The 25721-nt window shown below is 69.7% G+C and carries 30 protein-coding genes; 18 read left to right on the forward strand and 12 right to left on the reverse strand.

The annotated features are described in order from the left end of the window. Positions 1-25: 25 nt before the first annotated feature. The 5 genes from DJ019_RS06510 to DJ019_RS06530 form a co-directional block, all read right to left on the reverse strand. Positions 26-424, reverse strand: coding sequence for a hypothetical protein (locus tag DJ019_RS06510; RefSeq protein WP_111275166.1), 399 nt, complete (start codon positions 422-424; stop codon positions 26-28). 79 nt (positions 425-503) lie between these two features. Beyond that, the gene (locus tag DJ019_RS06515; protein ID WP_111275167.1) at positions 504-1691 is read right to left on the reverse strand and encodes a helix-turn-helix domain-containing protein; all 1188 of its coding nucleotides are present in this window, start codon (positions 1689-1691) and stop codon (positions 504-506) included. A gap of 59 nt (positions 1692-1750) precedes the next feature. Then, positions 1751-2665 (reverse strand): acyltransferase family protein, encoded by a 915-nt coding sequence (locus DJ019_RS06520; RefSeq protein WP_111275168.1) that lies wholly within the window; start codon positions 2663-2665, stop codon positions 1751-1753. 61 nt (positions 2666-2726) lie between these two features. Continuing rightward, the gene (locus tag DJ019_RS06525) at positions 2727-4922 is read right to left on the reverse strand and encodes a xanthine dehydrogenase family protein molybdopterin-binding subunit (RefSeq protein WP_111275169.1); all 2196 of its coding nucleotides are present in this window, start codon (positions 4920-4922) and stop codon (positions 2727-2729) included. A gap of 11 nt (positions 4923-4933) precedes the next feature. Next, complete coding sequence (locus DJ019_RS06530; protein ID WP_111275170.1) at positions 4934-5416, reverse strand: (2Fe-2S)-binding protein; 483 nt, start codon at positions 5414-5416, stop codon at positions 4934-4936. Between the two features lie 126 nt (positions 5417-5542). Between DJ019_RS06530 and DJ019_RS06535 the strand changes: the two genes are divergently transcribed. The 7 genes from DJ019_RS06535 to DJ019_RS06565 all read left to right on the forward strand — a co-directional run bounded on the left by DJ019_RS06535 (position 5543) and on the right by DJ019_RS06565 (position 11649). Continuing rightward, a complete protein-coding gene (locus DJ019_RS06535) occupies positions 5543-5896 on the forward strand; it encodes a c-type cytochrome (RefSeq protein ID WP_111275171.1) in 354 nt (117 codons plus the stop codon). A 4-nt stretch (positions 5897-5900) separates the two neighbouring features. After that, the gene (locus DJ019_RS06540; protein ID WP_111275172.1) at positions 5901-6785 is read left to right on the forward strand and encodes an NAD(P)-dependent oxidoreductase; all 885 of its coding nucleotides are present in this window, start codon (positions 5901-5903) and stop codon (positions 6783-6785) included. A 113-nt stretch (positions 6786-6898) separates the two neighbouring features. Next, on the forward strand, positions 6899-7909 hold the full coding sequence (gap, locus tag DJ019_RS06545; protein WP_111275173.1) for a type I glyceraldehyde-3-phosphate dehydrogenase: 1011 nt from the start codon (positions 6899-6901) through the stop codon (positions 7907-7909). 126 nt (positions 7910-8035) lie between these two features. Next, positions 8036-9226, forward strand: a complete 1191-nt coding sequence (locus DJ019_RS06550) for a phosphoglycerate kinase (RefSeq protein ID WP_111275174.1) — start codon at positions 8036-8038, stop codon at positions 9224-9226. An 18-nt stretch (positions 9227-9244) separates the two neighbouring features. Then, a complete protein-coding gene (gene fba / locus DJ019_RS06555; protein ID WP_111275175.1) occupies positions 9245-10330 on the forward strand; it encodes a class II fructose-bisphosphate aldolase in 1086 nt (361 codons plus the stop codon). A 93-nt stretch (positions 10331-10423) separates the two neighbouring features. Next, entirely contained in the window at positions 10424-11236 is an 813-nt protein-coding gene (locus DJ019_RS06560; protein WP_111275176.1) for a TIGR02587 family membrane protein, read from the forward strand. Between the two features lie 2 nt (positions 11237-11238). Then, positions 11239-11649 (forward strand): hypothetical protein, encoded by a 411-nt coding sequence (locus DJ019_RS06565; protein WP_111275177.1) that lies wholly within the window; start codon positions 11239-11241, stop codon positions 11647-11649. Here DJ019_RS06565 and DJ019_RS06570 read toward each other — a convergent pair whose 3' ends face one another. Beyond that, the gene (locus DJ019_RS06570; RefSeq protein ID WP_111275178.1) at positions 11650-12030 is read right to left on the reverse strand and encodes a nuclear transport factor 2 family protein; all 381 of its coding nucleotides are present in this window, start codon (positions 12028-12030) and stop codon (positions 11650-11652) included. Positions 12031-12144: 114 nt separating this feature from the next. On the opposite strand from DJ019_RS06570, the gene DJ019_RS06575 reads away from it, so the two are divergent. Together DJ019_RS06575 and DJ019_RS06580 are read left to right on the forward strand one after the other, a co-directional pair. Beyond that, the gene (locus DJ019_RS06575) at positions 12145-12681 is read left to right on the forward strand and encodes a 2'-5' RNA ligase family protein (RefSeq protein WP_111275179.1); all 537 of its coding nucleotides are present in this window, start codon (positions 12145-12147) and stop codon (positions 12679-12681) included. 66 nt (positions 12682-12747) lie between these two features. Further along, positions 12748-13152 carry a group II truncated hemoglobin gene (locus DJ019_RS06580; RefSeq protein ID WP_111275180.1) on the forward strand — a complete coding sequence of 135 codons (405 nt, stop codon included), beginning with the start codon at positions 12748-12750 and terminating at the stop codon, positions 13150-13152. A gap of 3 nt (positions 13153-13155) precedes the next feature. Here DJ019_RS06580 and DJ019_RS06585 read toward each other — a convergent pair whose 3' ends face one another. The 3 genes from DJ019_RS06585 to DJ019_RS06595 all read right to left on the reverse strand — a co-directional run bounded on the left by DJ019_RS06585 (position 13156) and on the right by DJ019_RS06595 (position 15672). Next, the gene (locus DJ019_RS06585; RefSeq protein WP_111275181.1) at positions 13156-14808 is read right to left on the reverse strand and encodes an MFS transporter; all 1653 of its coding nucleotides are present in this window, start codon (positions 14806-14808) and stop codon (positions 13156-13158) included. 88 nt (positions 14809-14896) lie between these two features. Continuing rightward, entirely contained in the window at positions 14897-15379 is a 483-nt protein-coding gene (gene bfr / locus DJ019_RS06590) for a bacterioferritin (protein ID WP_111275182.1), read from the reverse strand. A gap of 107 nt (positions 15380-15486) precedes the next feature. After that, positions 15487-15672, reverse strand: a complete 186-nt coding sequence (locus DJ019_RS06595; RefSeq protein WP_111275183.1) for a (2Fe-2S)-binding protein — start codon at positions 15670-15672, stop codon at positions 15487-15489. A gap of 122 nt (positions 15673-15794) precedes the next feature. Between DJ019_RS06595 and thiE the strand changes: the two genes are divergently transcribed. The 3 genes from thiE (at position 15795) to DJ019_RS06610 (ending at position 18356) form a co-directional block, all read left to right on the forward strand. After that, positions 15795-16445: a thiamine phosphate synthase gene (gene thiE, locus DJ019_RS06600; RefSeq protein WP_111275184.1), complete on the forward strand. Its 651-nt coding sequence runs from the start codon at positions 15795-15797 to the stop codon at positions 16443-16445. Between the two features lie 74 nt (positions 16446-16519). After that, complete coding sequence (locus DJ019_RS06605; RefSeq protein WP_111275185.1) at positions 16520-17314, forward strand: inositol monophosphatase family protein; 795 nt, start codon at positions 16520-16522, stop codon at positions 17312-17314. 16 nt (positions 17315-17330) lie between these two features. Further along, complete coding sequence (locus tag DJ019_RS06610; protein ID WP_111275186.1) at positions 17331-18356, forward strand: glycerophosphodiester phosphodiesterase; 1026 nt, start codon at positions 17331-17333, stop codon at positions 18354-18356. A 4-nt stretch (positions 18357-18360) separates the two neighbouring features. Here the strand turns inward: DJ019_RS06610 and DJ019_RS06615 are convergent, their stop codons facing one another. Continuing rightward, positions 18361-20217, reverse strand: a complete 1857-nt coding sequence (locus DJ019_RS06615) for an ABC transporter transmembrane domain-containing protein (protein WP_111275187.1) — start codon at positions 20215-20217, stop codon at positions 18361-18363. Positions 20218-20335: 118 nt separating this feature from the next. Between DJ019_RS06615 and rpmE the strand changes: the two genes are divergently transcribed. Continuing rightward, positions 20336-20560, forward strand: coding sequence for a 50S ribosomal protein L31 (gene rpmE / locus DJ019_RS06620; RefSeq protein ID WP_111275188.1), 225 nt, complete (start codon positions 20336-20338; stop codon positions 20558-20560). Positions 20561-20837: 277 nt separating this feature from the next. On the opposite strand, the gene DJ019_RS06625 is transcribed toward rpmE, so the two are convergent. Next, a complete protein-coding gene (locus DJ019_RS06625) occupies positions 20838-21509 on the reverse strand; it encodes a hypothetical protein (RefSeq protein ID WP_111275189.1) in 672 nt (223 codons plus the stop codon). Positions 21510-21724: 215 nt separating this feature from the next. Between DJ019_RS06625 and DJ019_RS06630 the strand changes: the two genes are divergently transcribed. Together DJ019_RS06630 and DJ019_RS06635 are read left to right on the forward strand one after the other, a co-directional pair. Next, positions 21725-22000, forward strand: coding sequence for a type II toxin-antitoxin system ParD family antitoxin (locus DJ019_RS06630; RefSeq protein WP_111275190.1), 276 nt, complete (start codon positions 21725-21727; stop codon positions 21998-22000). Next, a complete protein-coding gene (locus tag DJ019_RS06635; RefSeq protein ID WP_111275191.1) occupies positions 21997-22302 on the forward strand; it encodes a type II toxin-antitoxin system RelE/ParE family toxin in 306 nt (101 codons plus the stop codon). The genes DJ019_RS06630 and DJ019_RS06635 overlap by 4 nt, the downstream gene beginning before the upstream one ends. 165 nt (positions 22303-22467) lie before the next feature. On the opposite strand, the gene DJ019_RS06640 is transcribed toward DJ019_RS06635, so the two are convergent. Then, positions 22468-23133 (reverse strand): PEP-CTERM sorting domain-containing protein, encoded by a 666-nt coding sequence (locus DJ019_RS06640; protein ID WP_111275192.1) that lies wholly within the window; start codon positions 23131-23133, stop codon positions 22468-22470. Positions 23134-23436: 303 nt separating this feature from the next. Here DJ019_RS06640 and DJ019_RS06645 point away from each other — a divergent pair, with 303 nt between their 5' ends. The 3 genes from DJ019_RS06645 (at position 23437) to DJ019_RS06655 (ending at position 25459) form a co-directional block, all read left to right on the forward strand. Further along, positions 23437-23790, forward strand: coding sequence for an endonuclease domain-containing protein (locus DJ019_RS06645; RefSeq protein WP_165843914.1), 354 nt, complete (start codon positions 23437-23439; stop codon positions 23788-23790). Between the two features lie 140 nt (positions 23791-23930). Continuing rightward, a complete protein-coding gene (locus tag DJ019_RS06650; RefSeq protein ID WP_111275194.1) occupies positions 23931-24785 on the forward strand; it encodes an SDR family NAD(P)-dependent oxidoreductase in 855 nt (284 codons plus the stop codon). Positions 24786-24883: 98 nt separating this feature from the next. Then, entirely contained in the window at positions 24884-25459 is a 576-nt protein-coding gene (locus DJ019_RS06655; RefSeq protein WP_111275195.1) for a hypothetical protein, read from the forward strand. Positions 25460-25721 lie beyond the last annotated feature (262 nt).

Genomic DNA, 25721 nt, shown 5'->3' on the forward strand with positions numbered 1-25721 from the left:
ACGACGTGTTCGCAGGGCCGTGCCGCTATTTGGGGGGCGGCGGGCGCTCGATGCCCTTCACGACCGTCAGCTTGATCGGCTCGCCGTTCATGTCGCGCGAGGTCCACTGCACCCCGAGGCCGCCGTCGGACGGAAAGCGGGTGCAGTAGCGGAAGGGCGCGGGGAACGGCCGCGACTGTCTAAGGCAGACCTCATCATCCTTCTGGGTCCAGCGGCCAGAGGACCACTTGCCGCGTCGGCCCACCGCCTCCCAGGTCCCGTCGGCGCGCAGCCAGAGCCTCTGGTAGCGGCCGTCGGGGTACAGCGCCTTGATCGTGTTGCCGAACGCCGCGGCGACGCCACGCGGCTCGGCCGGGGCCGATGCGGCCCGGGTTGAAATGGGCAGGATGGCGGCGACGGCGGCGGTCAGCAGGATCAGACGCATGGGCTCATGTACGCGAATTCGGGGGTCAGGTTTCGCAGCGGGTTTCGCATCGCCGGCCTGAATGGAGGCTGACCGGGGGCTATCGGCTGGCGACCACGGGCCGGGCGCCGACATTGGTGCGGCCGACGCCGTCGACTTCGTAGAGCGTCTCGAAGGCCGCGCCCGCCGGTCCCATGGCTCTCAAGGCGTCGGCGTCCGCGACGAGCTCGGCGGCCTGGATGACGCCTATGTCGCGGGCTCCGGCGATGATCACGAACCGGTTGCCCGCCGGGCCGCGGAAAGCCGCGATGTAGCCGTAGTCGCGGTTCGGCCGATCGCCTGAAGCGGGCCCGGCGCTGGAGGCGTAGGCCTCGCCGGTCTTCCGATCGACGAGTTCGTCATAGGTGGCGCCGATGGCGTACCGGGACCGCTCGAACACGGGCGTCTGGAGCAGGCGCAGGCCCGAGAGATAGCCGACGTAGACGATGTCGGCGGTCTTCATCTGGTCGGGCGTCAGGCGCGAGGCGGTGATCACCTTCACGCGGTCCGGTCCGGCGGCCGCCTGCCGGACCAGGGGCATCACCTCGCGCAGGGCCACGGTCGCGCCGACCGGCGTGTACCAGGTGTCCAGGTCGACGTAGCGGCCCTGGAAGGCCGGGTTGTCCAGCAGCCAGGCGTCGAGGTCGGCAGGTGAGTTGATGTCGAAGGCGCGGATCATGCGCGCGGGCGCCTCGCCGCCCTCGGTGTCGCCGAAGATGTAGTAGTCGCCGACGACCACGATCACTGGACGCTCGCGCCCCAGCCCGGCCCACAGCGGCGACGCGGTGACGTGGGCGAGTTCGCGACCCGGACCGTCGTGCGAGGCCATCAGCCACCAGGCGCCGGCGTTGAGCGCCAGTAGCAGGGCGGCCGCTGCCGCGGCGGGCCAAACCCAGCGCGATCGCATTCCCGAGGGCGCGGTTGCATTGGGCGCCTCGGCCAGATCGAGACGATAGTCGCCGACCGGGATGACGAGGCGATAGGGCTCACCAGCGCCCGGGCCGGCGTAGAAGTCGTCCAGCTTGCGGCGCAGGCGGTGGACGTAGACCCGCACCGAGGCGTCCCCCGACAGATCGATCGTCCGGCCGAAGACGTCCTGCGCCACATCGGCCTCGCGCAGGGTGCGGCCGGCGTGGGCCGGGTCGGCCAGGTAGTCGAACAGGCGCGAAAGTCCCTGCGAGCGGCCGAGGACGCCGCTTTCGCGGACCCGCGCCACCTGCGTCGCCAGAGCTTCCGACCGCGCGCTCATACCTTACCTTCGATTCCAGAGGCGACCTGTACCGCCTGATCCGGGGCGGAGTCGAGGCGTCACCAGGCCGGGCGCGGACCGGGTTTCAGGCGTAGCGCCGGGCGCTCGACGAGGAACCAGCTCATGAGCGCGAAGGGCAGCGTGGCGGCGATGGCGGTCGCCACATTGAGCTGGCCGTTCACCGCCAGCCACTGCTGCACCGGGAAGGCGTAGATGTAGACCCCATAGCTGAGGTCGGCGGGCAGCTTGCCGGGGCGGGCCAGGCCCAGGACCGCCGTGGGCAACGCGAGCGGTCCGAGGAACGGGAAGAGGCCCAGCGACACTCCACCCAGCCAGAGCGGGACCTGGGCGCCTCGGATCTGCAGCGCCGCGCCAGCGAAGAACAGCAGACCGTTGCGCGCCCCGAGGTAGGCGATGCGGGTGACCTTGTCGTCCGCCCAGCCCGGGACGGCGAAGGTCATCACCAGCCAGACAGCGGCGCAGGCCGCCAGCAGCAGGTAGATCAGCGCGGGGCGGGCGCGGACCAGCATCAGCACCAGGTAGAAGGTGAACTCTAGCCGGAGCGTCCACAGCACGCCGTTGACCACCCCCGCCATCGGCGCGGCCTGGAAGACGCCGGGCAGCTCGTACGTGGCCGGATAGAGCAGGGCGTTGCGCAGGACGTAGAGGCCGGCGGCGGGCCAGTATTCCGCGGCCGGCGCCGTGGTGACGAACGCCAGCAACACCACCGTCACCACCAGCGAGGCGATGAGGCCAGGCTCTATGCGCAGGATGCGTTTGGCGAGGTAGCTCTTCGGGTCCCGGACATAGCTGGCGGTCACCAGGTAGCCGCTGATGACGAAGAAGATGGAGACGCCAAGCGCGCCCAGGTCCTCGACCCCCCAGATCCGCACGGGCGGCTCGCCCGCCAGCGGGAAGGTGTGGCTTACCACCACCAGCAGCGCCGCGATCAGCCGCATGAGGTCGAAGTTCATGGGCGCTCGTTAGCATGCGTCGCGCCGGACCGGCCAAGCTCGGACCGGTCCGGCCGGGCGGTCAGGCCCTGACGAACGGCTGGGACAGGCGCGGCTGGCCGTCGATGGCGAGGAGCGCGTTGGCGACGGCGGGGCCGATCACCGGCGTTCCGGGTTCGCCGACCCCGGTGGGCGGCGCGCTCGACGGCACGATGTAGGTCTCGACGGTCGGCGCCTCGGAGTTTCGCAGGACGCGGTAGGTGTCGAAGTTGCCCTGGTCGACCTTGCCGTTCGTCAGGGTGATCTCCCCGAACAGGGCGGCCGAGAGGCCATAGCAGGTCCCGCCCTCCATCTGGGCGGCGATCTGGTCGGGCGCGATGGCCGTGCCGCAGTCGATGGCCGTGACCACGCGTCCGACCTTCGGGCTGCCGTTCTCGAGCTTGACCTCGGCCACCTGGGCGACCACGGAGCCGAAGCATTCATGGACCGCGACGCCACGCGTCCAGCCGGCGGGGGCGGGGGTGGTCCAGCCGGCCTTCTCGGCGGCAAGGTTCAGGACCGCGAGATGACGGTTCGCGCCGGCCTTCTGGTAGAGCGCGCGGCGGTACTCCACGGGGTCCTTGCCGGCCTTGCGGGCCAGGATGTCGATGGTGTGCTCCATTACGTGGGCGGTATGTGTCGCGCCCACCGAACGCCACCACAGCACCGGAACGCCGACGTCCGGGGTGATGAGCTGCGCATCCACGATCGGAGTCGCCTTCAGGTAGGGCGAGCCCATGGAGCCCTCTACCGCGGTGAAGTCGATCTCGGCCGTCGGGGCTCCGGGAGGGGCGCCCTTCATGATCGACTGGGTGACGATCCGGTGGCGCCAGGTGGCGGGAAAGCCTTCCGCATCGGTGGTGACGCGCACCGCGTGATGCGTCAGGGGCCGGAAGTAGCCGGCGCGCGTATCATCCTCGCGCGTCCAGACGAGCTTCACCGGGCGACCCTTGCCGACCTTCTTGGCGATGCGGACGCACTCGACCACGTAGTCGGACTGGAAGTTGGATCGGCGGCCGAAAGAGCCGCCCGCGAACAGCGTCTCGATCTCGACCGCGCCGGGCAGGTTCAGTATCTCCCGCGCCGTATTCATCTGGTCCAGGGTCGGGGTCTGGGAGCCGAAGATCAGCTTCGGCGGCCCCTTGCCGACCATGGCCACGCAGTTCATCGGCTCCATGGCGGCGTGGGCCAGGTACGGGAAGTCGAAGGCGAGCTCGACGGCGTTCGAGCCCTCGGCGGCTCGGGCCGCGTCACCCTTGGAGTCGAAGGCTTTCCAGCCGTTCTTCTCGGGCGCGGCGGTCTTGCCGGAGGCGAGGTCGCGGTACTGCTGGAGAAGCTGGGCCGAGCCGCGCGTCTCCGCCTTGGACTCGTCCCATGTGACCTTCAGGGCCTCGCGCCCCTTGAGGGCGGCATGGGTGGACTGGGCGACGACCGCGACGCCGGTCTCGATCTCGAAGACGTCGACCACGCCAGCGACCTTCTTCGCCGCGGCGGCGTCGAAGGTGTCGACCTTGGCGCCGAAGCGGGGCGGGTGGGCCACCACGGCGGTCAGCATGTCGGGCAGGCGGACGTCCTGGGTGTAGCGGGCCGTGCCGTCGCTCTTGGCCTGGGAGTCCTTGCGGCGCACCCGGTCGGTTCCGATCAGGGTGAACGCCTTCGGGTTCTTGAGGACGGGCTTCTCCGGCGGCGCGACCTTGGCCGCCTCCTCGATCAGCTCGCCGAAGCCGGCCTGCTTGCCCGAGGCGTGGGCGATGACGCCGTTGCTGACCGTGACCTCCGAGGCAGGCACGCCCCACTTCGCAGCCGCGGCCGATACGAACATGGCGCGGGCTGCGGCGCCGGCGGTGCGGAGTTGGGTCCAGCTGTTGTTGATCGCCGACGAGCCGCCGGTGCCCTGGGTCCCGCCCATGTTGACGTTGCCGTAGAGCTTGGCGTTGGCCGGCGCCTGCTCCACCTTCACCTTCGACCAGTCGGCGTCGAGCTCCTCGGCGGCGATGGCGGCGAGGCCGGCGTGGTTCCCCTGGCCGAACTCGATGTGCTTGGAGACGACGGTGACCGTCCCGTCGGCGGCGAACTTCAGGAACGGGCCGAACGCGCCTGGCTTCACCTTGGATCCGGCGGAGAGGACCTCGGGGACCGAGCATCCGACCAGCAGCGTGCTGCCGGCGAGGGTGGCGCCGACCACGAGGGCCTCGCGCCGGGTGGCGCCGCGGGCGATGCGCGTGAGGGACTTGTTCATGGCGGACGTCCTCAGGCCTTGGCGGCGGCGACGACTTGGGCGGGCGCCGGCGCGGCGGCGGCCTCCTTGATGGCGGCGCGGATCCGCTGATAGGCCCCACAGCGGCAGATGTTTCCGTCCATGGCGCCGGTGATCGCCGCGTCGTCGGGGTTCGGGGTGCTGTTCAGCAGCGCGACCGCACTCATGATCTGCCCCGACTGGCAGTAGCCGCACTGCGGCACGTCGAGCTTGACCCAGGCCTGCTGCAGCGGATGAGATCCGCCCAGGCTCTCGATGGTGGTGATCCTGGCGGGCCCGATTGCTGAAATCGGAAGCTGACAGGACCGCACGGGCGCCCCATCGGCGAGCACAGTGCACGCACCGCACTGGGCGACGCCACAGCCGTATTTCGTCCCGGTCAGGCCCAGTTCATCTCGGAGCACCCATAGCAGGGGCGTATCCGGGGGCGAGTTGACGTTGAGGGTCTTGCCGTTCACATCCAGGGTCACTGCCATGGACCGCCTCCGCCGAGTGATTTGCGGCAATCCTAACGCTGTTCAGACCCTCCGGTAAATCCGGCCTTGGATTGAAACCCGAGCAACGCTAGTGCCGTACCGAATTTACGAATTCCAGGAGTGTTCATGATCCGCCTTGCCACCGCTTCCGCCGTGTCCCTGGGAGCCATCCTCGCCTTCACGGCCGGGCCTGCCCTGGCCGCTGACGGGGCGCAGTTGTTCAACATGCAGTGCAAGATGTGCCACAACGGAACGCCCATGGGGCCGCCGCTGGCGGGCGTGGCCGGCGGGCCTGTGGCCGCCAAGGCCTTCGCCTATTCCCCCGCGCTGAAGGGCAAGGGCGGGACCTGGACGGATGCGAACCTGGATGCGTTTCTGAAGGCGCCGACGGCTTTCGCGCCGGGGACGAAGATGATGATCTCGGTTCCGAACGCCGAGAACCGCGCGGCCCTCATCGAACACCTCAAGACCCTGAAGTAGCCGCATGGACGTCTTCCCCGCCTTTTTCCCGCTGGCTGGCCGATCAGTGGCCATCGCGGGCGAGGGCGAGGGGGCGGAGGCCAAGGCTCGGCTGTTCGACGGCTCGCCCGCGACCGTGCTCAGGCTCTCGCCCGGCGAGGCGCTGGATCCCAAGGCCTATGCGGGCGTCTCCCTCGCCTTCATCGCGGGCGAGGACGATCAGTGGGCCGCGTCGGCGGCCGAGGCGGCGAGGGCGGCCAGCGTGCCCGTGAACGTGGTCGACCGGCCCGCGCTCTGCGATTTCACGACCCCGGCGGTGATCGACCGTGGCGAAGTCGTCGCCGCCATCGGCACGGGGGGCGCCTCACCCATGCTGGCCACGATGCTGCGCCAGGACATCGAGGCCCGGGTGCCGGAGGGCGCGGGCCGGGTGGCGGCGCTGTTCCGGACGATGCAGGGCGAGATCCGCGACGCCCTGCCCGAGGCGGCGGCGCGGCGACGGTTCCTGCGCGCCCAGCTCAACGGACCGGCGGCCGAGGCGGCCATGGCCGGCGACATGGACGGCGCCAGGGAACGGCTGCGGGCCGCGCTGTTCGAGGGACCGCAGATGGCCGGCCGCATCCGCTATGTCGATGCGCGCGGACCGGCGGACCTCCTCACTCTCCGCGCGCTCAGGGCGTTGGCGTCGGCCGACGTCCTGGTCCTGGACGCCGAGGCGCATCCCGAGGTCATCGCCCTGGCCCGGCGTGACGCCGAACGGCTGACCGGCGCCGAGGTCGAACGTCTGGTCGAATTCGCCGCCGAGGGCCTCACCGTGGCCCGACTGATCGCCGGCGCGGGCTGGCGCACCGAGCAGGCGGCGCTCGACTCACGGGGCGTCACGACCGAGGTCCTGCCCATCGCGAGCTGATCGCGCCCCGCGGGAGAGCGCTCGCCGACCCGGCGTCAGGGGTTGACTCCCGCGCCCCCGCCCTCAAGAACGCGCGCCACATACGGAAAAGCTGTTTCAAGGAGCCCCGCCTCATGGCCGTTCGCGTCGCTATCAACGGTTTCGGTCGCATCGGCCGCCTGGTCCTGCGCTCGATCGTCGAACACGGCCGCAAGGACATCGAGGTGGTCGCGATCAACGACCTCGGCCCGGTGGAGACCAACGCCCACCTGCTGCGCTACGACAGCGTGCACGGTCGCTTCCCGGCCGACGTGAAGGTCGAAGGCGACACGATCGTCATCGCCGGCTACGCGCCGATCAAGGTCACCGCCATCCGTGACCCGAAAGACCTGCCGCACAAGGACCTGGGCGTCGACATCGCCCTGGAGTGCACCGGCATCTTTACCGCGAAGGACAAGGCTTCGGCCCACCTGGAAGCCGGCGCCAAGCGGGTGATCATCTCGGCCCCGGGCGACAACGTCGACAAGACGATCGTCTATGGCGTGAACCATCAGACCCTGACCAAGGACGACGTGATCATCTCGAACGCGTCGTGCACCACCAACTGCCTCGCGCCGGTGGCCCACGTGCTGCAGGAGCTGTGCGGGATCGAGCGTGGTTACATGACCACGATCCATTCCTACACCGGTGACCAGCCGACGCTGGATACGATGCACAAGGACCTGTACCGCGCCCGCGCCGCGGCCATGTCCATGATCCCGACCTCCACGGGCGCCGCCAAGGCCCTGGGCCTGGTGATCCCGGCCCTGGCCGGCAAGCTGGACGGCTCGTCCATCCGCGTGCCGACCCCGAACGTCTCGGTGGTCGACCTGAAGTTCGTGCCGTCGCGCTCGACCACCGTGGCCGACATCAACGCGGCGCTGGAAGCCGCCGCGAACGGCGCGCTGAAGGGCGTGCTGGCGGTGACCAAGGACCCGCTGGTGTCGATCGACTTCAACCACAATCCGGCGTCGTCGACCGTGGCCCTGCCGCAGACCCAGATCGTGGACGGCGGCCTCTGCCGCGTCCTCAGCTGGTACGACAACGAGTGGGGCTTCTCGACCCGGATGAGCGACACCGCCGTCGCCATGGGCAAGCTGATCTAAGCCACCGATGTCCGGCCTCCATCTTCCGCTCGTCCCCGCGCAGGCGGGGGCCCAAGCGGCGCGTCGACCGTCTGCGGATTCAGTTTGGATCCCTGCCTGCGCGGGGATGAGCGGTGGAGAGGTTGGATGAGTTTCAAGACGCTTGATCAGGCGGACCTCACCGGCAAACGCGCCCTGGTCCGTGTGGATCTGAACGTGCCCATGGAGGACGGCCAGGTCACGGACGACACGCGCCTGCAGGCGGCCAAGCCCACCGTCGACAAGCTGCGTGCGGGCGGGGCCAAGGTGATCCTCCTCGCCCACTTCGACCGCCCCAAGGGCAAGGTCGTTCCGTCGATGAGCCTGAGGCCCATCGTGGAGCCGCTGGCCGAGGTTCTGGGCGTGCCGGTCGCCTTCGCCGACGACTGCATCGGCCAGAAAGCCCGCGAGGCCGTGAACGCCATGCAGCCCGGCGACGTCCTCCTGCTGGAGAACGTCCGGTTCCACGCGGGCGAGGAAGGCAACGACCGCGCCTTCGCCGACGCCCTGGCCGCCAACGGCGACCTCTTCGTCAATGACGCCTTCTCGGCCGCCCACCGCGCCCACGCCTCCACCGAGGCGCTGGCCCGGCGCCTGCCGGCCTATGCGGGCGAGCAGATGCGGCTGGAGCTTGACGCGCTCGACGCCGCCCTGGGGCGCCCCCGGCGGCCGGTCCTGGGCATCGTCGGCGGCTCCAAGGTCTCCACCAAGCTCGACCTCCTGCGCAATCTGGTGACCAAGCTGGACAAGCTGGCCATCGGTGGCGGCATGGCCAACACCTTCCTGTACGCCCAGGGCCACGATGTCGGCGCCTCGTACTGCGAGAAGGACCTGGCCGAGACAGCGCGCGACATCATCCGCCTGGCCGGTCAGAACAACTGCAAGCTCTTCCTGCCTCTGGACATCGTGGTGGCCGAGAGGCTGGCGCCCGGCGCCCCGGCCCGGGTGCGCCCCGTTGGGTCCATCGACGAGCACGAGCGCATCCTGGACGCCGGCCCGGAGACGGTGGAACGCCTGTGCCGCGCCATGGACAACTCCGAGACCCTGATCTGGAACGGCCCGCTCGGCGTCTTCGAGATGCCGCCCTTCGACAAGGGCACGATGACCGCCGCGCGGCATGCTGCGGAACTCGCCAAGGCTGGGAAGATTGTAGCCGTGGCCGGCGGGGGTGATACGGTAGCCGCCCTCAACGCGGCCGGCGTCGCAGGCGATTTCACGTTCGTGTCGACGGCGGGCGGCGCGTTTCTTGAATGGATGGAGGGAAAGGAGCTGCCCGGCGTGGCGGCTCTCTCCCGATAAGAGACAGGTTGAGATCCGATGGCCAGGATTACGCTTCGACAGCTCCTCGATCACGCGGCCGAGCACGGCTACGGCGTGCCCGCGTTCAACATCAACAACATGGAACAGGCGCTGGCGATCATGGAGGCCGCGGAGGCCACCAACTCGCCCGTCATCATGCAGGCTTCGCGCGGCGCCCGGTCGTACGCCAACGACATCGTGCTGAAGCACCTGATCGACGCCATGGCGGAGATGTACCCGCACATCCCGATCTGCATGCACCAGGACCACGGGAACAACGAGGCCACCTGCGCCACCGCGATCCAGTACGGCTTCACCTCGGTGATGATGGACGGTTCGCTGAAGGCCGACGGCAAGACGCCGGCCGACTACGACTACAACGTCAAGGTCACCCGCAACGTCGTGGACATGGCCCACTGGGTCGGCGCGTCGGTGGAGGGTGAGCTGGGCGTGCTGGGCTCGCTCGAGACCGGCATGGGCGAGAAGGAAGACGGCCACGGCTTCGAGGGCAAGCTGGGCCACGACCAGCTCCTGACCGATCCGGACCAGGCGGTCGAGTTCGTGAAGGCCACCGAAGTCGACGCCCTGGCCATCGCCATGGGCACCAGCCACGGCGCCTACAAGTTCACCCGCAAGCCCGACGGCGACGTGCTGGCCATGCACGTGATCGAAGAGATCCATCGCCGCCTGCCCAACACCCACCTGGTGATGCACGGCTCCTCGTCGGTCCCGCAGGACCTGCAGGACCTGATCAACAAGTACGGCGGCGAGATGCCCCAGACCTGGGGCGTGCCGGTGGAAGAGATCCAGCGCGGCATCAAGCACGGCGTGCGCAAGATCAACATCGACACCGACAACCGCATGGCCATCACGGCCGCGATCCGGCAGGTGTTCGTCGAGAAGCCGGGCGAGTTCGACCCGCGCAGCTACCTCAAGCCGGCCAAGGAAGCGATGCGCAAGGTCTGCGTTCAGCGCTTCGAGGAATTCGGCACCGCCGGCTACGCCGACAAGATCCGGCCGCTGCCGCTCTCCGCCATGGCCAAGCGCTACGCCTCGGGCGAACTGGCCCCGAAGATCGGCCTGACCAAGGTCGCGGCCGAATAGGCCGAGCCGGCCTCGCGCCGACTCCACATCGCCAGATGAAAGAACGGCGAGGCCGGGGGAACCCAGCTTCGCCGTTCGTGCGTTGATGGCGCGATGAGCGCACGGACCGCCGCCGAGGATACCTATTTCACCGGGCTGGCCCGCGCCGCCGCCGGGGCGTTGCTGTTCGGCTTTCCCTTGCTGATGACGATGGAGATGTGGGCGTTCGGAGCCCACATGGATCGGCTGCGGCTGGCCCTCTTCGTACTAGTGACGGCCGGGGTAGCTTATGGCCTGTCGCGCTTCGCCGGCTTCCGGGACGAGACCACAGCGTTCGACGACGCCCTGGACACCGCGGCGGCCCTGCTGGTCGGCTTCGGCGTCTCGGCAGGGCTCCTCTTCGCGATGGGCCTGATCGGGCCCGGAACGTCCCTGCGCGAGGCCGTCGGCATGATCGCGGTGCAGGCGGCGCCGGCCAGCATGGGGGCGGTGCTCGCCAACCGGCAACTCCAGGCCGGTGATCGAGACGGCGAGAAGGAGGATCGGGCGGGCTACCTCGGCCAGCTCTTCCTGATGGGGGCGGGCGCCCTCTTCCTGGCCTTCAACGTGGCGCCGACCGAGGAAATGATCCTGATCGGCTTCCGCATGACACCCTGGCACGCCGCCGGCCTCGTGCTGCTCTCGCTCGGTGTGCTGCACGCCCTCGTGTACACGGTCGGCTTTGCCGGGCAGCACGAGCACGAGGGCCACCCTCGGGCTTTCGCGCACTACACCCTGGCGGGCTACGGGCTGGCGCTCGCGGTGAGCGTCTATGTGCTGTGGATTTTCGGGCGGCTCGACGCCGGCATGTCGGAGGCCGTGCGCGCGGTGATCGTGCTGGGTTTTCCGGCGGCGCTCGGCGCGGCCCTGGCTCGGCTGGTGGTGTAGCCATGGCCCCACGCAGGAAACCGGCGGCGAAGGCCGCGCCGCGGACACCGGCGGCCGAGTGGACCGCCGCCGCGCTGGGTCTGATCGCCACGCTGGCGGTGCTCGCCTATTCGCTCTGGGAAGGTTTCACGGACCGCGCCGGGCCGCCTGTTCTGTCGGCCGCCAGCGCGCCGGCCAGCCGCACCCCCGGTGGCTACGTGGTTCCCCTCGTCGTGCGGAACGAAAGCTACGCCACGGCTGCGTCTGTCGAGGTGAGCGCGACGCTGGAGCTGTCCTCGGGCGGTCGGGAGGAGCGCCGGGCGACTTTCACCTATGTGCCCGGGCAGGGCGAGGCGAAGGGTGGCGTGATGTTCCTCAACGATCCGGCGCGCGGTCGCCTCACGCTGGCCGTCGAGGGGTACGAGGAGCCCTGATCAGGCCTTGGCCAGCCGCTCACCCATCAGCCGGTGCAGCAGGTTGATGGCCTTGAGCGGGCGGATCATCACCTTGAAGTGGGTGATCTTTCCGGCCTCGTTCCAGGTGATGAGGTCGACGCCGTTGACCGTGATCCCGTCGATCTCGCAGGCGAACTCCAGCACCGCCGACCGGTCGCCATGCCATTCGCCCACGTAGCGGAACGTCTCGTTGTTCAGCGTGTGCAATGCGCCTGTCAGGTACATCAGGGTGAGCGCCTTGCCGACCTGGGGCGTGTGGACGACGGGGCTTTCGAACACCGCGTCGTCGGCCAGTATGGCCTCGAGCGCCTTCAGGTCCTTGGTTTTCACCAGCTCGTGCCAAGTGTCGATCACGGTCATGGGGCGGCTCCCTTCAGGCGTCGCCCTTCTGTCTCAGCCGGCAGGCGCTGGCGCAAGCGTCGGGGGATTGGGTTCGCGCCGGGCCGCGCTACAATCCCTGCGCGTGGAGCGCCGATGGAATCCCTGGAAGTCATCGCACGGCCGCACTTCGACAAGGCCGACCTCACCTGGCTGACCGACATCCGCTCGCGGCGCGCCGGGAGTCCATGGCCGCCCTACTTCACCCTGGTGTTCCCCGGCGCCGACATGACGCCCCAGGATTTCGCCGCGAAGATTCGCGCGGTGGCGGCGGACATTCCGCGCATCCGGTTCCGGCTGCGTTCGGCCCTGGTCGTGCCGGAGCCGACGGTGGGGCGGTTCCATGTGTTCCTGATCCCGGATGAGGGATTCGGCGCGATCCTGCGGCTGCACGATGCACCGCACACCGGACCCATCGAAGCGGCGCTGCGCCTGGAGACGCCGTACATCCCGCACATCACGGTCTCGACGAGCGCCGACCACGCGGCGGCCCGCAAGCTGGCCCAGGCGCTGAACCAGGGGGGCATCGACATCTCCGGGCACATCGACGCGCTGGAGGTGGAGCGGCGGTCCGGGGACGTGGTGCGGAAGGTGGCGGATGCGCCGTTGGCCCGTGCCGGCTGGTTCGGCTGAAGCGAACCTCGTCGAGTTTGATCGGGATCAAACCGGACTGTCGGCGGGTGGCTCTAGCGTGGCCGCATGACGGATGCTGCCTCGAACCTCCCCTTGCGCACGCCCTACGAAGCCTTCGGCGGCGAGCCGGGGGTCCGGCGGCTGGTGGACGCCTTCTACGACGTGATGGATGGCGATCCGGCTGCGGCCGGCATCCGCGCCATGCACGACGATGACCTGGAGCCGATCCGCACGCGCCTGACCGACTGGCTGACCGTCTGGATGGGCGGCCCGCCGGTGTACGCCGAGCGCCATCCGGGGCGGCCGTGCATCATGTCGGCCCACGCGCCATTCGCCATCGGCGCCGCCGAGGCCGACCAATGGCTGGACTGCATGCGCAAGGCCATGCTGCTGGAGCCCCCGCCAGCGGAATGGCGCGAGGCGCTGGACACCGCCTTCGCCCGCATGTGCCAGGGCCTGCGGAACGCGTGAGGCTCAGGCTTCGATCGCGTTCCCCTTCATCTCCCGCACGAACAGCAGGCCGACCACGGCCGTGAAGGCGGCGACCACGATCGGGTACCAGAGGCCGTAGTAGATGTCGCCCGTGGCCGCGACCATGGCGAAGGCTGTCGTCGGCAGGAAGCCGCCCAGCCAGCCGTTGCCCAGGTGGTAGGGCAGCGACATCGAGGTGTAGCGGATCCGCGCCGGGAACATCTCCACCAGGGCCGCGGCGATCGGGCCGTAGACCATGGTCACGTAGATCACCAGCAGCCAGAGCAGCGCCACGACCATCGGCTTGTCGACGAGCGCGGGATCAGCCTTGGGCGGATAGCCGGCGGCCTTGAGTTCGCGACCGAGGGCCTCGACCCAGGCTTTCTTGCGCAGGTCGAACTCGGCCTTGGGCAGGCCGCGGCCGTCGAAGCTGGCGACCTCGACCGCGCCGATCCGGACCACGGCGGCTTCTCCCGCTTGGGCGGCGCTGTTCTCGTAGGACACACCGGCGTTCGCCAGCGCTGACTTGGCTACGTCGCACGAGGTGACGAAGGCGGTCTTGCCTACCGGGTCGAACTGGAGCGAGCAGTCCGCCGGGTCGGCCCGCACGATGACCGGCGCGCTCGCGACGGCGGCTGCGAGCTGGGGATTGGCGGCCGAGGTCAGGGCCTTGAAGATCGGGAAGTAGGTCAGGGCCGCCAACACGCAGCCCGCCAGGATCACCGGTTTGCGCCCGATCCTGTCCGACAGCCAACCGAAGACGATGAAGAAGGGCGTGCCCAGCAGCAGGGCCACCGCGACAAGCGTATTGGTCAGCGCGCCGTCGACCTTCAGCATCTTCTCGAGGAAGAAGAGGGCGTAGAACTGGCCGGTGTACCAGACCACCGCCTGGCCGGCGGTGAGGCCCAAGAGGGCGAGGATCACCAGCTTCAGATTGCCCCACTGGCCGAAGCTTTCGGCGAGCGGCTTCTTCGAGGTCTTTCCCTCGTCGACCATCTGCTGGAACACCGGGCTCTCGTTGAGCCGGAGACGGATCCAGAGCGAGACGCCCAGCAGGAGGATCGAGACCAGGAAGGGGATGCGCCAGCCCCAGGCCTTGAAGGCGTCCTCGCCGATGTTGGTCCGCACCAGTAGGATGACGATCAGGCTGAGGAACAGGCCGGCGGTGGCGGTGGTCTGGATCCAGCTCGTATAGAGGCCGCGCTTGCCGGGCGGCGCGTGCTCGGCGACGTAGGTGGCCGCGCCGCCGTACTCGCCGCCGAGGGCCAGGCCCTGCACCAGGCGCAGGGTGATGAGCAGGATCGGGGCGGCGACGCCGATGCTCTCGTAACTGGGCAACAGGCCGACCACGAAGGTGGAGAGGCCCATGAGCAGCATGGTGACGAGGAAGGTGTTCTTCCGGCCCCAGAGGTCGCCGAGCCGTCCGAACACGATGGCCCCGAACGGCCGCACGGCGAATCCCGCCGCAAACGCCAGCAGGGCGAAGATGTAGCCGGTGGTCTCGTTCACCCCCGAGAAGAAGTGCTGGGTGATGAAGCCGGCCAGGGAGCCGTAGAGATAGAAATCGTACCACTCGAAGACGGTGCCGACCGAGGCCCCCGCCACCACTGTCGTGGTCGAACCCGCTCTCGCCTGAGCGCCCTCAGCCGCCGCCATTCCCGTCCCCCATGTTCTGTTTGGAGGGGACGGTAGGGTGACGCCCCGAGGGCGCGCAATGGCGGAGTTGGCTCAGCCGGAGCCGGCCTCAGCTATCGGGCAGCTCGCCCATGGCGCTCTGCAGGTAGTTGGCCTCGCCCAGGCTGTTCACGAGCGAAAGCTGCGTTTCGAGGAAGTCGATGTGTTCCTCGGTGTCGGACAGGATCTCGACCAGCACCTCGCGCGATACGAAGTCGGCTGAGGCTTCGCACAGCTTGATGCCTTCGATCAGGGTCGTGCGGCCGCCCACCTCCACCGCCAGGTCGGCGGTCAGCCCCTCGACCACCGTCTCGCCGATGGAGAGCTTGTGCAGGTCCTGCAGGTTGGGCAGGCCGTCGAGGAACAGGATGCGCTTGATGAGCTTGTCGGCGTGCTTCATCTCGCCGATCGACTCTTCGTAGGTGATCTGGCCCAGCCGCTTGAAGCCCCAGTTCTCGTACATGCGGGCATGCAGGTAGTACTGGTTCACGGCCGTCAGCTCGTTGGTGAGCACCGCGTTCAGCAGCTTGATGATCGCCTTGTCGCCTTGCACGTCGGAACTCCCTGCCGTTCTCGCGCGGAAGCTGTTGCCGTCCGCGGGCCGTGTCAAAGCCTATGTCTGCAAGTGAGTGGCGCTCGCCGAAAAAGTTCAGCCGCAGCCTATTCGGCCGCGTAGCGGAGGGCCTCGCGCTCGTCGTCGAGCATGCTGCGCATGTCACAGACGCAGCGGGCGCACTGCGGTTTGGAGTCACAGGCCCTGAAGATCTCGGCCGGACGGCTGGCGCCGGCGGCGATGGCCGCGCGGACTTCGCGTTCACGGATGCCGTTGCAATTGCAGACGTACATGAGGCGCGCCGAGGCTCCTGGCTGACGCTTTCCATCTAGCGCCTTGCGAACGCGTTTGCAAGTCATTCGCACGTGCTGCGGCGTTGTGGTTGCCCCGGCGCCGGGCGGCGGTATGTAGGGCCATGAGCTCGCCCGACTGCCGTCTCTACCTGATCACCCCGCCTCGGATCGACGACCTGGCGGCGTTCGGCCATGTGCTGGCGAAGGCGCTGGATGCGGGCGACGTGGCGGCCTTGCAGATCCGTCTGAAGGACGCGGACGACGAGGTCATTGCGGCGACGGTGGACGCGCTGATGCCGATCGCCCAGGCGCGCGGCGTGGCGGTGATCCTCAACGACCGACCCGATCTGGCGGCGAAGCTGGGCTGCGACGGGGTCCATGTGGGCCAGGACGACATGCCTTACGCCCGGGCCCGCAAGCTGGTCGGGCCGGACCGGATGGTGGGCGTGACCTGCCACGACAGTCGGCACCTCGCCATGGAGGCCGCGGAGGCGGGGGCGGACTACGTCGCCTTCGGCGCGTTCTTCCCCACGTCGACCAAGGAGGCCAAGACCCGCGCCGAGCCCGAGGTCCTGTCCATCTGGCAGGAGACCATGGAGACGCCGTGCGTGGCCATCGGCGGCATCACGGTGGCGACCGCCCGGGAGCTGGCGCGCGCCGGGGCGGACTTCCTGGCGGTGTCGGCGGGCGTCTGGTCGTTCGGCGACGGGCCGGCCGCGGCGGTGAAGGCGTTCAATGCGGAGATCGCGGCGGGCGTCGCCGAGCGGGGCTGACTCGCGGCGCCTTGCCTTGTGCCGGCCTCGGGACTAGGTTCCGCGCCCTCTTTCGCCCGAGATCTTTTGACACCGTGAGCACCCAATCCGCCCTCCTGAAGGTGATGAGCGACGCTGCGCGCAAGGCGGCGCGCGGTCTCAACCGCGACTTCGGCGAGCTCGCCGAACTGCAGGTCGCCCGCAAGGCGCCGGCCGACTTCGTCTCGGCGGCCGACATGAAGGCCGAGCAGGTGATCTTCGAGGCGCTGACCAAGGCGCGGCCCGGCTACGGCTTCCTCGGCGAGGAGCGCGGCATGGTCGAGGGCTCCGACAAGACCCACCGCTGGATCGTCGACCCGCTGGACGGGACAACCAACTTCCTGCACGCGATCCCGCACTTCGCCATCAACATCGCCCTTGAGCGCGAGGGGGCGATCGTGGCGGCGGTGACCTACAACCCGGTCACCAACGAGCTGTTCTGGGCCGAGAAGGGCAAGGGCTGCTTCGTCAACGACAAGCGCCTCAGGGTCGCCGCGCGCAAGCACATGGACGAGGCGGTGCTGGCCACGGGCATCCCGTTCCTGGGGCACGGCCAGCACGCGAAGTTCCTGAAGGAGCTGCATCAGATCAGCCAGCGGGTGGCGGGCGTGCGGCGCTTCGGCTCGGCGGCGCTGGACCTCGCCTGGGTCGCGGCGGGCCGATACGACGGGTACTGGGAGCGCGACCTGAAGCCTTGGGACCTGGCGGCGGGGCTGCTGCTCGTGACCGAGGCCGGGGGCAAGGTGACCGACGCCGACGGCGGGTCCGACATCCTGGCGTCCGGTTCGATCGTCGCCTCGAACCTGGAACTGCATCCGCAGATCGCCAGTCGTCTGGCTGCCGCAAAATAGGGCTAAGCTGGCGGGCATGATCACCCGCCGAGCCCTTGCCGCCATGTCCCTCGCCGCCGCCGCGGCCACGCCTGCGCTCGCCCAGCCGACGCGCCGCCCGATCGTCATCGCCCATCGCGGCGCCAGCGGCGAGCGGCCCGAGCACACGGTCATGGCCTATCGGCTGGCGGTGGACGAGGGGGCCGACTTCATCGAGCCCGACCTCGTGCCGACGAAGGACGGCCACCTGGTGGCGCGGCACGAGAACGAGATCGGCGGCACGACGGACGTCGCCAGCCGGCCCGAGTTCGCCGCCCGCAAGGCCGAGAAGGTGATCGACGGCGAGACGGTCAGCGGCTGGTTCACCGAGGACTTCACCCTGGCCGAGCTGAAGACGCTGCGGGCGCGGGAGCGGCTGCCGCAGCTTCGGCCGGGCAGCGCCCGGTTCGACGGGCAGGACGCGATCCCGACCTTCCAGGAGGTGGTCGACCTGGCGAAGGCCGAGAGCCGGCGCGTCGGCCGCACGATCGGGGTCTACCCCGAGATGAAGCACCCGGCCTACTTCGCCGGCATCGGCCTGCCTCTGGAGGCGCGGCTGGCGGACGCCCTGAAGGCCAACGGGTTCGACAGCGCCAGCGCCCCGGTCTTCGTCCAGTGCTTCGAGGTGGAGCCGCTGAAGGCCATCGGCAGGCTGACGAAGGCGCGGCGGGTGATGCTGGTCTCCAAGGGGCCGGCGCCGGTGGACGTGAGCTCCGCGGCGGGCATCCGGGCGATCGCCGCGTTCGCCGAGGGCCTGGGGCCCGAGTGGCCGCTGGTGGTCCCGACCGACGGCGGCGTGCTGGGCCCGCCCACCGACCTGGTCCGCCACGCCCACGCGGCGGGCCTGGCGGTGCACCCCTGGACGGTGCGGGCCGAGAACCACTTCCTGCCGAAGTCCCTGCAGCGCGGCCCCAGCCCAGCCGACCATGGCGACGCCCAGGCAGTGCTGAAGGCGCTGTATGCGGCGGGCGTCGATGGCGTGTTCAGCGACTTCCCCGGCCTCGCGGCCAAGGCGCGGGGCTGAACCGCTACGCCGCCTCGAACTGCAGGGCGGCGAGGCGGGCGTAGAGGCCGTTGCGGGCGACGAGCTCGTGGTGGGCGCCCTGCTCGACGACGCGGCCCTCGTCCATGACGACGATGCGGTCGGCCCCCAGCACGGTGGCGAGGCGGTGGGCGATGACCAGGGTGGTCTTGCCCTTCATCGCCTCGTCGAGCGCGCGCTGGACCAGGTGCTCGTTCTCGGCGTCGAGGGCGCTGGTGGCCTCGTCCAGCAGCAGGATCGGCGCATCGCGCACCAGGGCGCGGGCGATGGCGAGGCGCTGGCGCTGGCCGCCCGAGAGACTGCGGGCCCGGTCGCCGACCTGGGTGGCGAAGCCCTCGGCGCGGTCCTTGAGGAAGCCCTCGGCCTGGGCCGCGCGCAGGGCGGCGGCGACGTCGGCGTCTGTGGCCCCGTCGCGGCCGAAGCGCACGTTCTCGGCCGCCGAGCCCGAGAACAGCGGGCTCTCCTGGGCGACCAGGGCCATGCGGGCGCGGACCTCGGCCGGGTCGGCGTCGCGCAGGTCGACGCCATCCACCAGGATGCGGCCGGCCTGAGGATCGTAGAACCGCAGCAGCAGGCGCAGCACCGTGCTCTTGCCCGAGCCGGAGGGGCCGACCAGGGCCACCCGCTCGCCCGGGCGGACCACGAGGTCGAAGCCGCGCAGGGCGGGCATGTCGGGCCGGCCGGGATAGGCGAAGGTGACGCCCTCGAACACAACGTCGCCGCGCGCCGGGACCGGCAGCTTCACCGGGCTGGCCGGCGGGGCGACGCCGGGGCGGGCGTCGAGCAGCTCGCCCACCCGCTCCATGGCGCCGGCCGCCTTCTGGACGTCGCCCCAGGTTTCGCCGAGGGCGCCGGTGGAGCTGGCGGCCATCACCGACAGGAAGGCGAACTGGAAGAGGGCGCCCCAGGTGATCTCGCCGCGCAGGCCGGCGTGCACGCCCAGCCAGAAGACGGCCACCACGCCGCCGAACACCAGCAGGATCACCGTGGCGGTCATGGCCGCGCGGGTGGTGATGCGGCGCATCTGGGCGCGGAAGGCCTGCTCCACGGCGCCGCCGAACCGATCGGCGGCGGCGCGCTCGCGGCCGAAGGCCTGCACCGTCTCCAGCGCGTCCAGGCTCTCGCCCGCCGAGCCCACGGCGTCGGCGAACCGGTCCTGGGCCGAGGCGGTCAGCCTGCGCACCCGGCGGCCGAAGATGAACAGCGGCGCGATCACGAACGGGAAGGTCAGCAGCACCAGGCCCGTCAGCTTGGCGCTGACGAACACCAGCAGGATCAGGGCGCCGATCAGGATCAGGAAGTTGCGCAGCGCCACCGAGACCGAGGTGGCGAGCAGGTTCTCGACGATGGCGATGTCGGTGGTCAGGCGCGACAGCACCTCGCCCGTGCGGGTCTTCAGGAAGAACGACGGATCGAGGGTGAGGATATGGCCGTAGGTCGCCTTGCGCAGGTCGGCGACCACGCGCTCGCCCAGGGTGGTGACGAAGTAGAAGCGCAGCGCCGTGGCGACGGCCAGGGCCGCGGCGACCGCGCCGACGACCAGGAACCGGCGGTCGACGTCGGCGGCCGAGAGGCCCGGCTGGGTGAGGTTGTCGACCACCAGCCGGATCGCCCCCGACATGGCGAGCGTGGCGCTGGACGAGGCGATCAGGAACACGAGCGCGCCGGCGGCGTAGCCCCAGTGGGCGACCAGGAACGGGCGCAGGCGCCGCAGGGCGCCGACGTTGCGGCTGCGGCCGCGCTTGGCCGCGCCCTCGGCCAGGGACTGGGCCAGCGCCTGCCCGGCGCTGGGCCTTCCTTCGATGGAAGACGGGGAGGAAGACTCGGGCCCCGGCTCACTCATCCTCGACGCACCTTGCATTTGCCGCGGCGTTTCTCTATACGCGCGGCTTCCATTTTAGCCGCCCTTCGCGGGGCGGCCGGCCTTACTCGGCCGCTCCCATACGTCAGGCGCCCGTTCGATGAAACAAGACATCCATCCCGACTATCACTTCATCACCGTGGTGATGACGGACGGCACCACCTACCAGACGCGTTCCACCTACGGGAAGGAAGGCGACACGCTGAACCTGGACATCGATCCGAAGACCCATCCGGCGTGGACCGGCGGTGGCCACCAGATGCTCGACCGCGCCGGCCGCGTGTCGCGCTTCAACGCCAAGTTCGGCGCCTTCACCCGCAAGTAAGCGCGGGGCCGCAAGGCCGCGGAAGTTTCGAACGCCGCGAGGGGAGACCTTCGCGGCGTTTTCCGTGCGCGGGGTCCGGGCCCCCGAAAGGCGCGCCGCGCGCGGAACCACGGAAGACACAGAAAACACGGACGACACGGAACGGCGCAGACAGGCGCCCCGGGACGCGAGGCGGCCGGGGGGGATCGGGTCGGGCGCTGAGTTGGGGAGATGCGCCCCCGTCGGGGGAGCTGTCGGAGGATGCTGGCTGAGGGGGCTTCCGCCCCGGGGGCCGACCTCACCCGGTGTCCCAATGGGACGGCAGCGGGTCGTGCCAGCGCGACCCCTCCGGCCTCGCTGTCGGCGCGGGGAGCGCGGGCGGGGCGGCGGGTGCGGTGTCGCGATCGTCGGCCGGCGCCGGGGCGTCGTCCGCCCACGGGGGCGGGGCCGCGTCGGGCTGGGGCAGGTCGCGCCAGGCGGCGGCCAGCTCGGCCGGCAGGCCGAGGCGCCCGCAGAGCCAGCGGACCTGGGCGTCGAGGTCGGCGCCGGCAAAGTCGTCGCGCTCGGCCCAGTCCCAGAGCTCGGTGTCCAGGCGCTCGTGCAGCCGCTCCAGGGCGGGCCCGTCCGTGACGCCGTGGGCGTGGGTAATCCGGCCCACCGCGTCCTGCAGCTCGCCGACGCGCGCGTCGGTGGGATCGTCCGCCTCGTCGTCGAAATCCTCGCGCGCCGCGCGGGCCCGCCGCTCGGCCGCCAGCGCCGCGTCGTGGGCGAGCTTGGCCTTCAGCGCCAGGGTGCGGCGCAGCGAGCGGGCGAACCGCTCATAGGTGCGCCCGAGGTCGTTGATCTCCTGGGCGTCGGCGGCGGCCATCAGCCGGCCATGCGCGTGCTCCGCCGCCGACATGTCGAGCGCCGCCAGCCGCGCCAGCATGGCGACGTCGGGATCGGGCGTGATGGCGGCCTCGGCGGACATGGGCGGGAGTGGAACACGGCATTGCGTCAGAAGCGGTCGTAGGTGGGGTGGGGAGTGGGAAAAAGGCCGTTACCCGCCAGCAGGGACGTTGGTTCGCAAGGTCGGGGCGGCGCCGATTCCGACCATTGGCGTGGATCTGCGCGCGCGGACGGCCCGATCATGCGGTATGAATTATTCATACCGCGCGCTAAGCTCGGGCGAGAGGCGAGAAATCCATGATCGAAAAGCGAACAGTAAGTCTTCCGAGCGACCAAGCTGCCTTCATCGACGCGAAGGTGAGTTCGGGCGACTATGCGTCGGTCAGCGAGGTCGTACGGGCAGGGATCCGCGCCTTGAAGGAGCGCGATGAGGCGATCGAGCGCTGGTTGCGTGAGCAGGTGGCCCCGACCTACGACGCCATGAAAGGTGATCCGGATCGGGCGGTTTCCTCGGCGTCTGTGTTCTCCAACATCCGGGCGCGGCACGCGGAACGGCAGAAGGATCCGAAGTGAACCGCCGTAGGGTCGTCTTCAGCCCCGAGGCTCAAGCCGATCTCCTCGATCTGTACGAATGGATCGCCGATGCAGCCTCGCCTGAGACGGCGATGGCTTACATCGCGCGTGTAGAGCAGTTCATATCAGGCTTCGAAATCGGCGCTGAACGCGGCGGACGCCGGGACGACGTGCGCCCAGGTCTTCGCACGATCGGTTTCGAACGGCGCCTGACAATCGCGTTCGTCGTGGGCGAGGACGTGACGATCCTTAGAGTCTTCTACGGCGGACGTAACTGGGAAGGCGCACTAGGATCGCACTGAACCAACAGGAACGCTGGCGCTCCTGTCCCCGTATTCCCCATCTGTGGACCGTCGCAAACGCACGCGTCGTCCTCGACGGCATCAAGATCGATTGATCCCAAGAGCCACCGCTACCAAGTCACTCGCGACGCTGCATCACCGGGCTTGGATCGCCCGCTCCCGCCGCTATGCGATGGAGGCACGGATCGGGGCGTGGGCCAGAGCGGCCGACCTTCGGCGCAGCGCCGATCCGACGCATCCCGCGCCGACCAGCGCGAGGAGCCAGGTCGCCGGTTCAGGGGCGGCGGCGATTTCCAGTTCGCCATACGCGCGGATACCGCCGGTGTAAGGCGTCGCCCCGGACATGACGCCCGCGCTGTCGAAAGAGAGCGGCGTGGTGCTGAAGAAGGCGCCGGGCAGGAAGGGGCTCACGCCGTTCACGATCTCGAATTCCCGGTCGCCCAGCCCGGCAATCACCAAGTTGAAGTTGGTCGCCTCCAGATAGGCGGGCGTGGTCGCGCCGATGGGCTGGATCGCCGAGATCTGAATGACCGGGTCGATGGTGGAGATGTCCTGTTCCGTCTCTCCGTTCTTGGCGTCTTTCGTGGAGAGCTTGATCCCCCGAAGCGGTACTGCCTCGGTCCACTGATACGCAAAGCTCTGGCCCGGCAGCAGGTCGAAGTCGTCCTTGGACTGTTCCGGCGATCCGCCTGCCACCAGCACCACCTTGAAGGTGCTGCCCGCCCGGCAGTCGGCGGTTGAGCAAAGCAGCAGGTCGGAGATCCGGATCGTCTGGTTGCCGGTGTTCTTGATCGTACCCGCCTGCGCCGCGGACGCGGCCGCGAGCGCCAAGGCCAATCCGGTGAGTATGCCGGCATATGTGCATCGAGGTGTCATTTGCGATCACCATTGGATTGGGCAGGTATAGTGACCAAAAATGTTGAGCCGAGTGCGCGGCAAAAGCACAACACAAGATTGTGCTTGCGACCGCTTCGCCCCTGCACCCCCCTCCCCCGCGTTGCGGGGGAGGCTGGGGGGTTGACGGAGGTGAAGCGAAGTTCATGATATGTTCTACCTCCACCGCAGCGCGGGGGAGGGGGACTATCGGCCGGAGAGCCGATGGTGGAGGGGGCGGGCGGCGTCTTGCGGCGAACCTTGACCACGAACCGAGCCCGCGCCTTGCGCAAGGCGATGACCGAACCCGAGATCATGCTGTGGAGTCGGCTGCGGGGGCGAGGCCCCGACCGGCCGGCGTTCCGGCGTCAGCATCCGTTCGGCGCGCTGATACTCGACTTCTACTGCGCGAGCGTGCGGCTGGCGGTGGAGGTAGATGGCGCGACGCATTGGGACGCGGCCGCGCAGGCCCGGGATGCTGCCCGGGACCGGTGGCTGGCGGCGCAGGGCGTGACCGTGATGCGGGTTCCCGCGGGCTGGATCTACCGGGACCTTGGCGGGGTGGCGGATGCGGTGCTGTTGAAAGTGGGGGAGCTGATGGCCGGAGAGGGTTGAGCGTGGGACTCGCCCCCTCCACCACGCCCTCTTCGGGGCGCGGTCCCCCTCCCCCGCGTTGCGGGGGAGGCAGGGGGCCTTCAAAGGGCGGGCCGTATGGGGCAGAGATGCCTTGAGCTTGCCCCTAAGGAGCGATCCCGATGACCGACGCCTATGCGACCCTGCCCCCATTGGCCGATGGCGGGGCGGCGGTGATCACCGGGGGCGCGAGCGGGATCGGGCTGGCGGCCGCGCGGCGGTTCGCGGCCCTGGGCCTGCCGGTGGTGATCGCCGACCTGGCGGGCGAGCGGCTGGACGAGGCCGAGGCGAGCCTGCGGGCGGCGGGCGCGCGGGTGGTGGCGGCGCCGACGGATGTGGCCCGGTTCGAGGATCTGGAGCGGCTGCGCGAGACGGCCCTGGCGGCCTTCGGCCACGTCTCGGTGCTGATGCTGAACGCCGGCATCGGCCTGAACCCCGGCGGGGCGTTCAGGAACCTGGACGCCTGGAAGACCCTGATTGACGTGAACATGTGGGGCGTGGTGCACGGCGCGCACGCCTTCCTGCCGGCGATGGTGGAGGCGGGGCGGCCGGGCTTCGTGATCGTCACAGGGTCCAAGCAGGGCATCACGACCCCGCCGGGCAATGCGGCGTACAACGTCTCCAAGGCCGCCCTGAAGGCGTTCACGGACTCGCTGCAGCACGAGTTGCGGAACACGGAGGGATGCCGCCTGTCCGCCCACCTGCTGGTTCCCGGCTTCACCTACACCGGGATCATGGCCTCGCGGATCCCGGAGAAGCCGCCCGGGGCCTGGACGCCCGAACAGGTGGTGGAGTTCATGCTGGAGAGCCTGGCGCGCGGCGACTTCTACATCCTCTGTCCCGACAACGACGTGACCCGGGCGATGGACGAGAAGCGGATGGCCTGGGCGATGGGCGACCTGATCGAGAACCGCCCGGCCCTGTCGCGGTGGCACCCCGGCTGGAAGGACCGCTTCGAGGCGTTCCTGAAGGGCTGAGCGGCCCGAAGATGGGCAAATTCAAATCCTGGCGTGAAGCGCCGCTGAGGGGGCGGTGAGACCTGGGCCCTAGTGCAGACGCCAAGGAGGTCCCAGACATGCCCCGCACCCAACCCGACCAGTACGTCTTCGGCTTCGGCCCCGGGGGCGAGGTGATCTCGGTCGCCGAGGTGAAGCGCAACGGCCGGCTCGACCACGAGCGGATCGAGAAGGACGAGACCTGGCGGCTGGAGGCCGGCCTGGTGGTGAAGACCGAGCTCGACGACGGCCAGATGGAATGGACCGTCTATGCCGACCCCGACGGCGACGGGCGGTGGGTCGAGCTGGCGGAGGGCCAGGGGCCGCTGGACCTCAGCCTGTTCGCGGGCGCGGCGACGGGCCCGGACGGCGGGGCGCCGGTGAAGCAGGTGCTCGACGACGACCCCCATGTGTTCCGCTTCGACGCCGCCGGCCGGGTGGTGGCCGTCTATGAGGTGGAGCGCGACGGCCGGCTGGACCGCGAGGACATCGACCGGGACGAGACCTATGCGCTGGTGAACGGCTTCGTTGTGAAGACCGAGGTGGATGACGGGCGCCTCGAGCAGACCGTCTATGCCGACGCTGACGGCGACGGGATCTGGCATTCGATCATCCTGCCGCAGCCGACGTCGCTGTGGGACGGGGCGGTGGCGTAGGGGGCGGGAGAGCCTCGGGGCTTCGGCTCGTCACCGGTGTCATCCCGGCTCGGGCCAAGCCCAAGGCCGGGACCCAACCCAGGGCCCTCCGCTGGGCGCGCCGGGTGGAGCGTCGATCCCGATGGCGCCCTCAGCGCCCGGCGCTCCTGGACGGTTGGGCCCCGGTCTTCGCCTGCAGCGAAACCGGGATGACATCTGGGGGGATGGGAACGTCGTCGGCGGCCCCTTGAATCCCTCCGCGGCCGCACAATGTGAAGCTGAC

It is taken from the genome of Phenylobacterium kunshanense, assembly GCF_003254525.1.
GTDB classification, from domain to species: Bacteria; Pseudomonadota; Alphaproteobacteria; order Caulobacterales; family Caulobacteraceae; genus Phenylobacterium; species Phenylobacterium kunshanense.

Coding starts and splice junctions, on each gene's coding strand:
- DJ019_RS06570 (WP_111275178.1), bottom strand. CDS start 12,030: ATGACCGTGATCGACACTTGGCACGAGCTGGTGAAAACCAAGGACCTG.
- DJ019_RS06525 (WP_111275169.1), bottom strand. CDS start 4,922: ATGAACAAGTCCCTCACGCGCATCGCCCGCGGCGCCACCCGGCGCGAG.
- rpmE (WP_111275188.1), top strand. CDS start 20,336: ATGAAACAAGACATCCATCCCGACTATCACTTCATCACCGTGGTGATG.
- DJ019_RS06510 (WP_111275166.1), bottom strand. CDS start 424: ATGCGTCTGATCCTGCTGACCGCCGCCGTCGCCGCCATCCTGCCCATT.
- DJ019_RS06520 (WP_111275168.1), bottom strand. CDS start 2,665: ATGAACTTCGACCTCATGCGGCTGATCGCGGCGCTGCTGGTGGTGGTA.
- DJ019_RS06625 (WP_111275189.1), bottom strand. CDS start 21,509: ATGTCCGCCGAGGCCGCCATCACGCCCGATCCCGACGTCGCCATGCTG.
- DJ019_RS06595 (WP_111275183.1), bottom strand. CDS start 15,672: ATGTACGTCTGCAATTGCAACGGCATCCGTGAACGCGAAGTCCGCGCG.
- DJ019_RS06565 (WP_111275177.1), top strand. CDS start 11,239: ATGGCCCCACGCAGGAAACCGGCGGCGAAGGCCGCGCCGCGGACACCG.
- DJ019_RS06515 (WP_111275167.1), bottom strand. CDS start 1,691: ATGAGCGCGCGGTCGGAAGCTCTGGCGACGCAGGTGGCGCGGGTCCGC.
- DJ019_RS06575 (WP_111275179.1), top strand. CDS start 12,145: ATGGAATCCCTGGAAGTCATCGCACGGCCGCACTTCGACAAGGCCGAC.
- DJ019_RS06630 (WP_111275190.1), top strand. CDS start 21,725: ATGATCGAAAAGCGAACAGTAAGTCTTCCGAGCGACCAAGCTGCCTTC.
- DJ019_RS06610 (WP_111275186.1), top strand. CDS start 17,331: ATGATCACCCGCCGAGCCCTTGCCGCCATGTCCCTCGCCGCCGCCGCG.
- DJ019_RS06535 (WP_111275171.1), top strand. CDS start 5,543: ATGATCCGCCTTGCCACCGCTTCCGCCGTGTCCCTGGGAGCCATCCTC.
- DJ019_RS06650 (WP_111275194.1), top strand. CDS start 23,931: ATGACCGACGCCTATGCGACCCTGCCCCCATTGGCCGATGGCGGGGCG.
- DJ019_RS06550 (WP_111275174.1), top strand. CDS start 8,036: ATGAGTTTCAAGACGCTTGATCAGGCGGACCTCACCGGCAAACGCGCC.
- fba (WP_111275175.1), top strand. CDS start 9,245: ATGGCCAGGATTACGCTTCGACAGCTCCTCGATCACGCGGCCGAGCAC.
- DJ019_RS06530 (WP_111275170.1), bottom strand. CDS start 5,416: ATGGCAGTGACCCTGGATGTGAACGGCAAGACCCTCAACGTCAACTCG.
- DJ019_RS06560 (WP_111275176.1), top strand. CDS start 10,424: ATGAGCGCACGGACCGCCGCCGAGGATACCTATTTCACCGGGCTGGCC.
- thiE (WP_111275184.1), top strand. CDS start 15,795: ATGAGCTCGCCCGACTGCCGTCTCTACCTGATCACCCCGCCTCGGATC.
- DJ019_RS06615 (WP_111275187.1), bottom strand. CDS start 20,217: ATGAGTGAGCCGGGGCCCGAGTCTTCCTCCCCGTCTTCCATCGAAGGA.
- gap (WP_111275173.1), top strand. CDS start 6,899: ATGGCCGTTCGCGTCGCTATCAACGGTTTCGGTCGCATCGGCCGCCTG.
- DJ019_RS06655 (WP_111275195.1), top strand. CDS start 24,884: ATGCCCCGCACCCAACCCGACCAGTACGTCTTCGGCTTCGGCCCCGGG.
- DJ019_RS06540 (WP_111275172.1), top strand. CDS start 5,901: ATGGACGTCTTCCCCGCCTTTTTCCCGCTGGCTGGCCGATCAGTGGCC.
- DJ019_RS06585 (WP_111275181.1), bottom strand. CDS start 14,808: ATGGCGGCGGCTGAGGGCGCTCAGGCGAGAGCGGGTTCGACCACGACA.
- DJ019_RS06580 (WP_111275180.1), top strand. CDS start 12,748: ATGACGGATGCTGCCTCGAACCTCCCCTTGCGCACGCCCTACGAAGCC.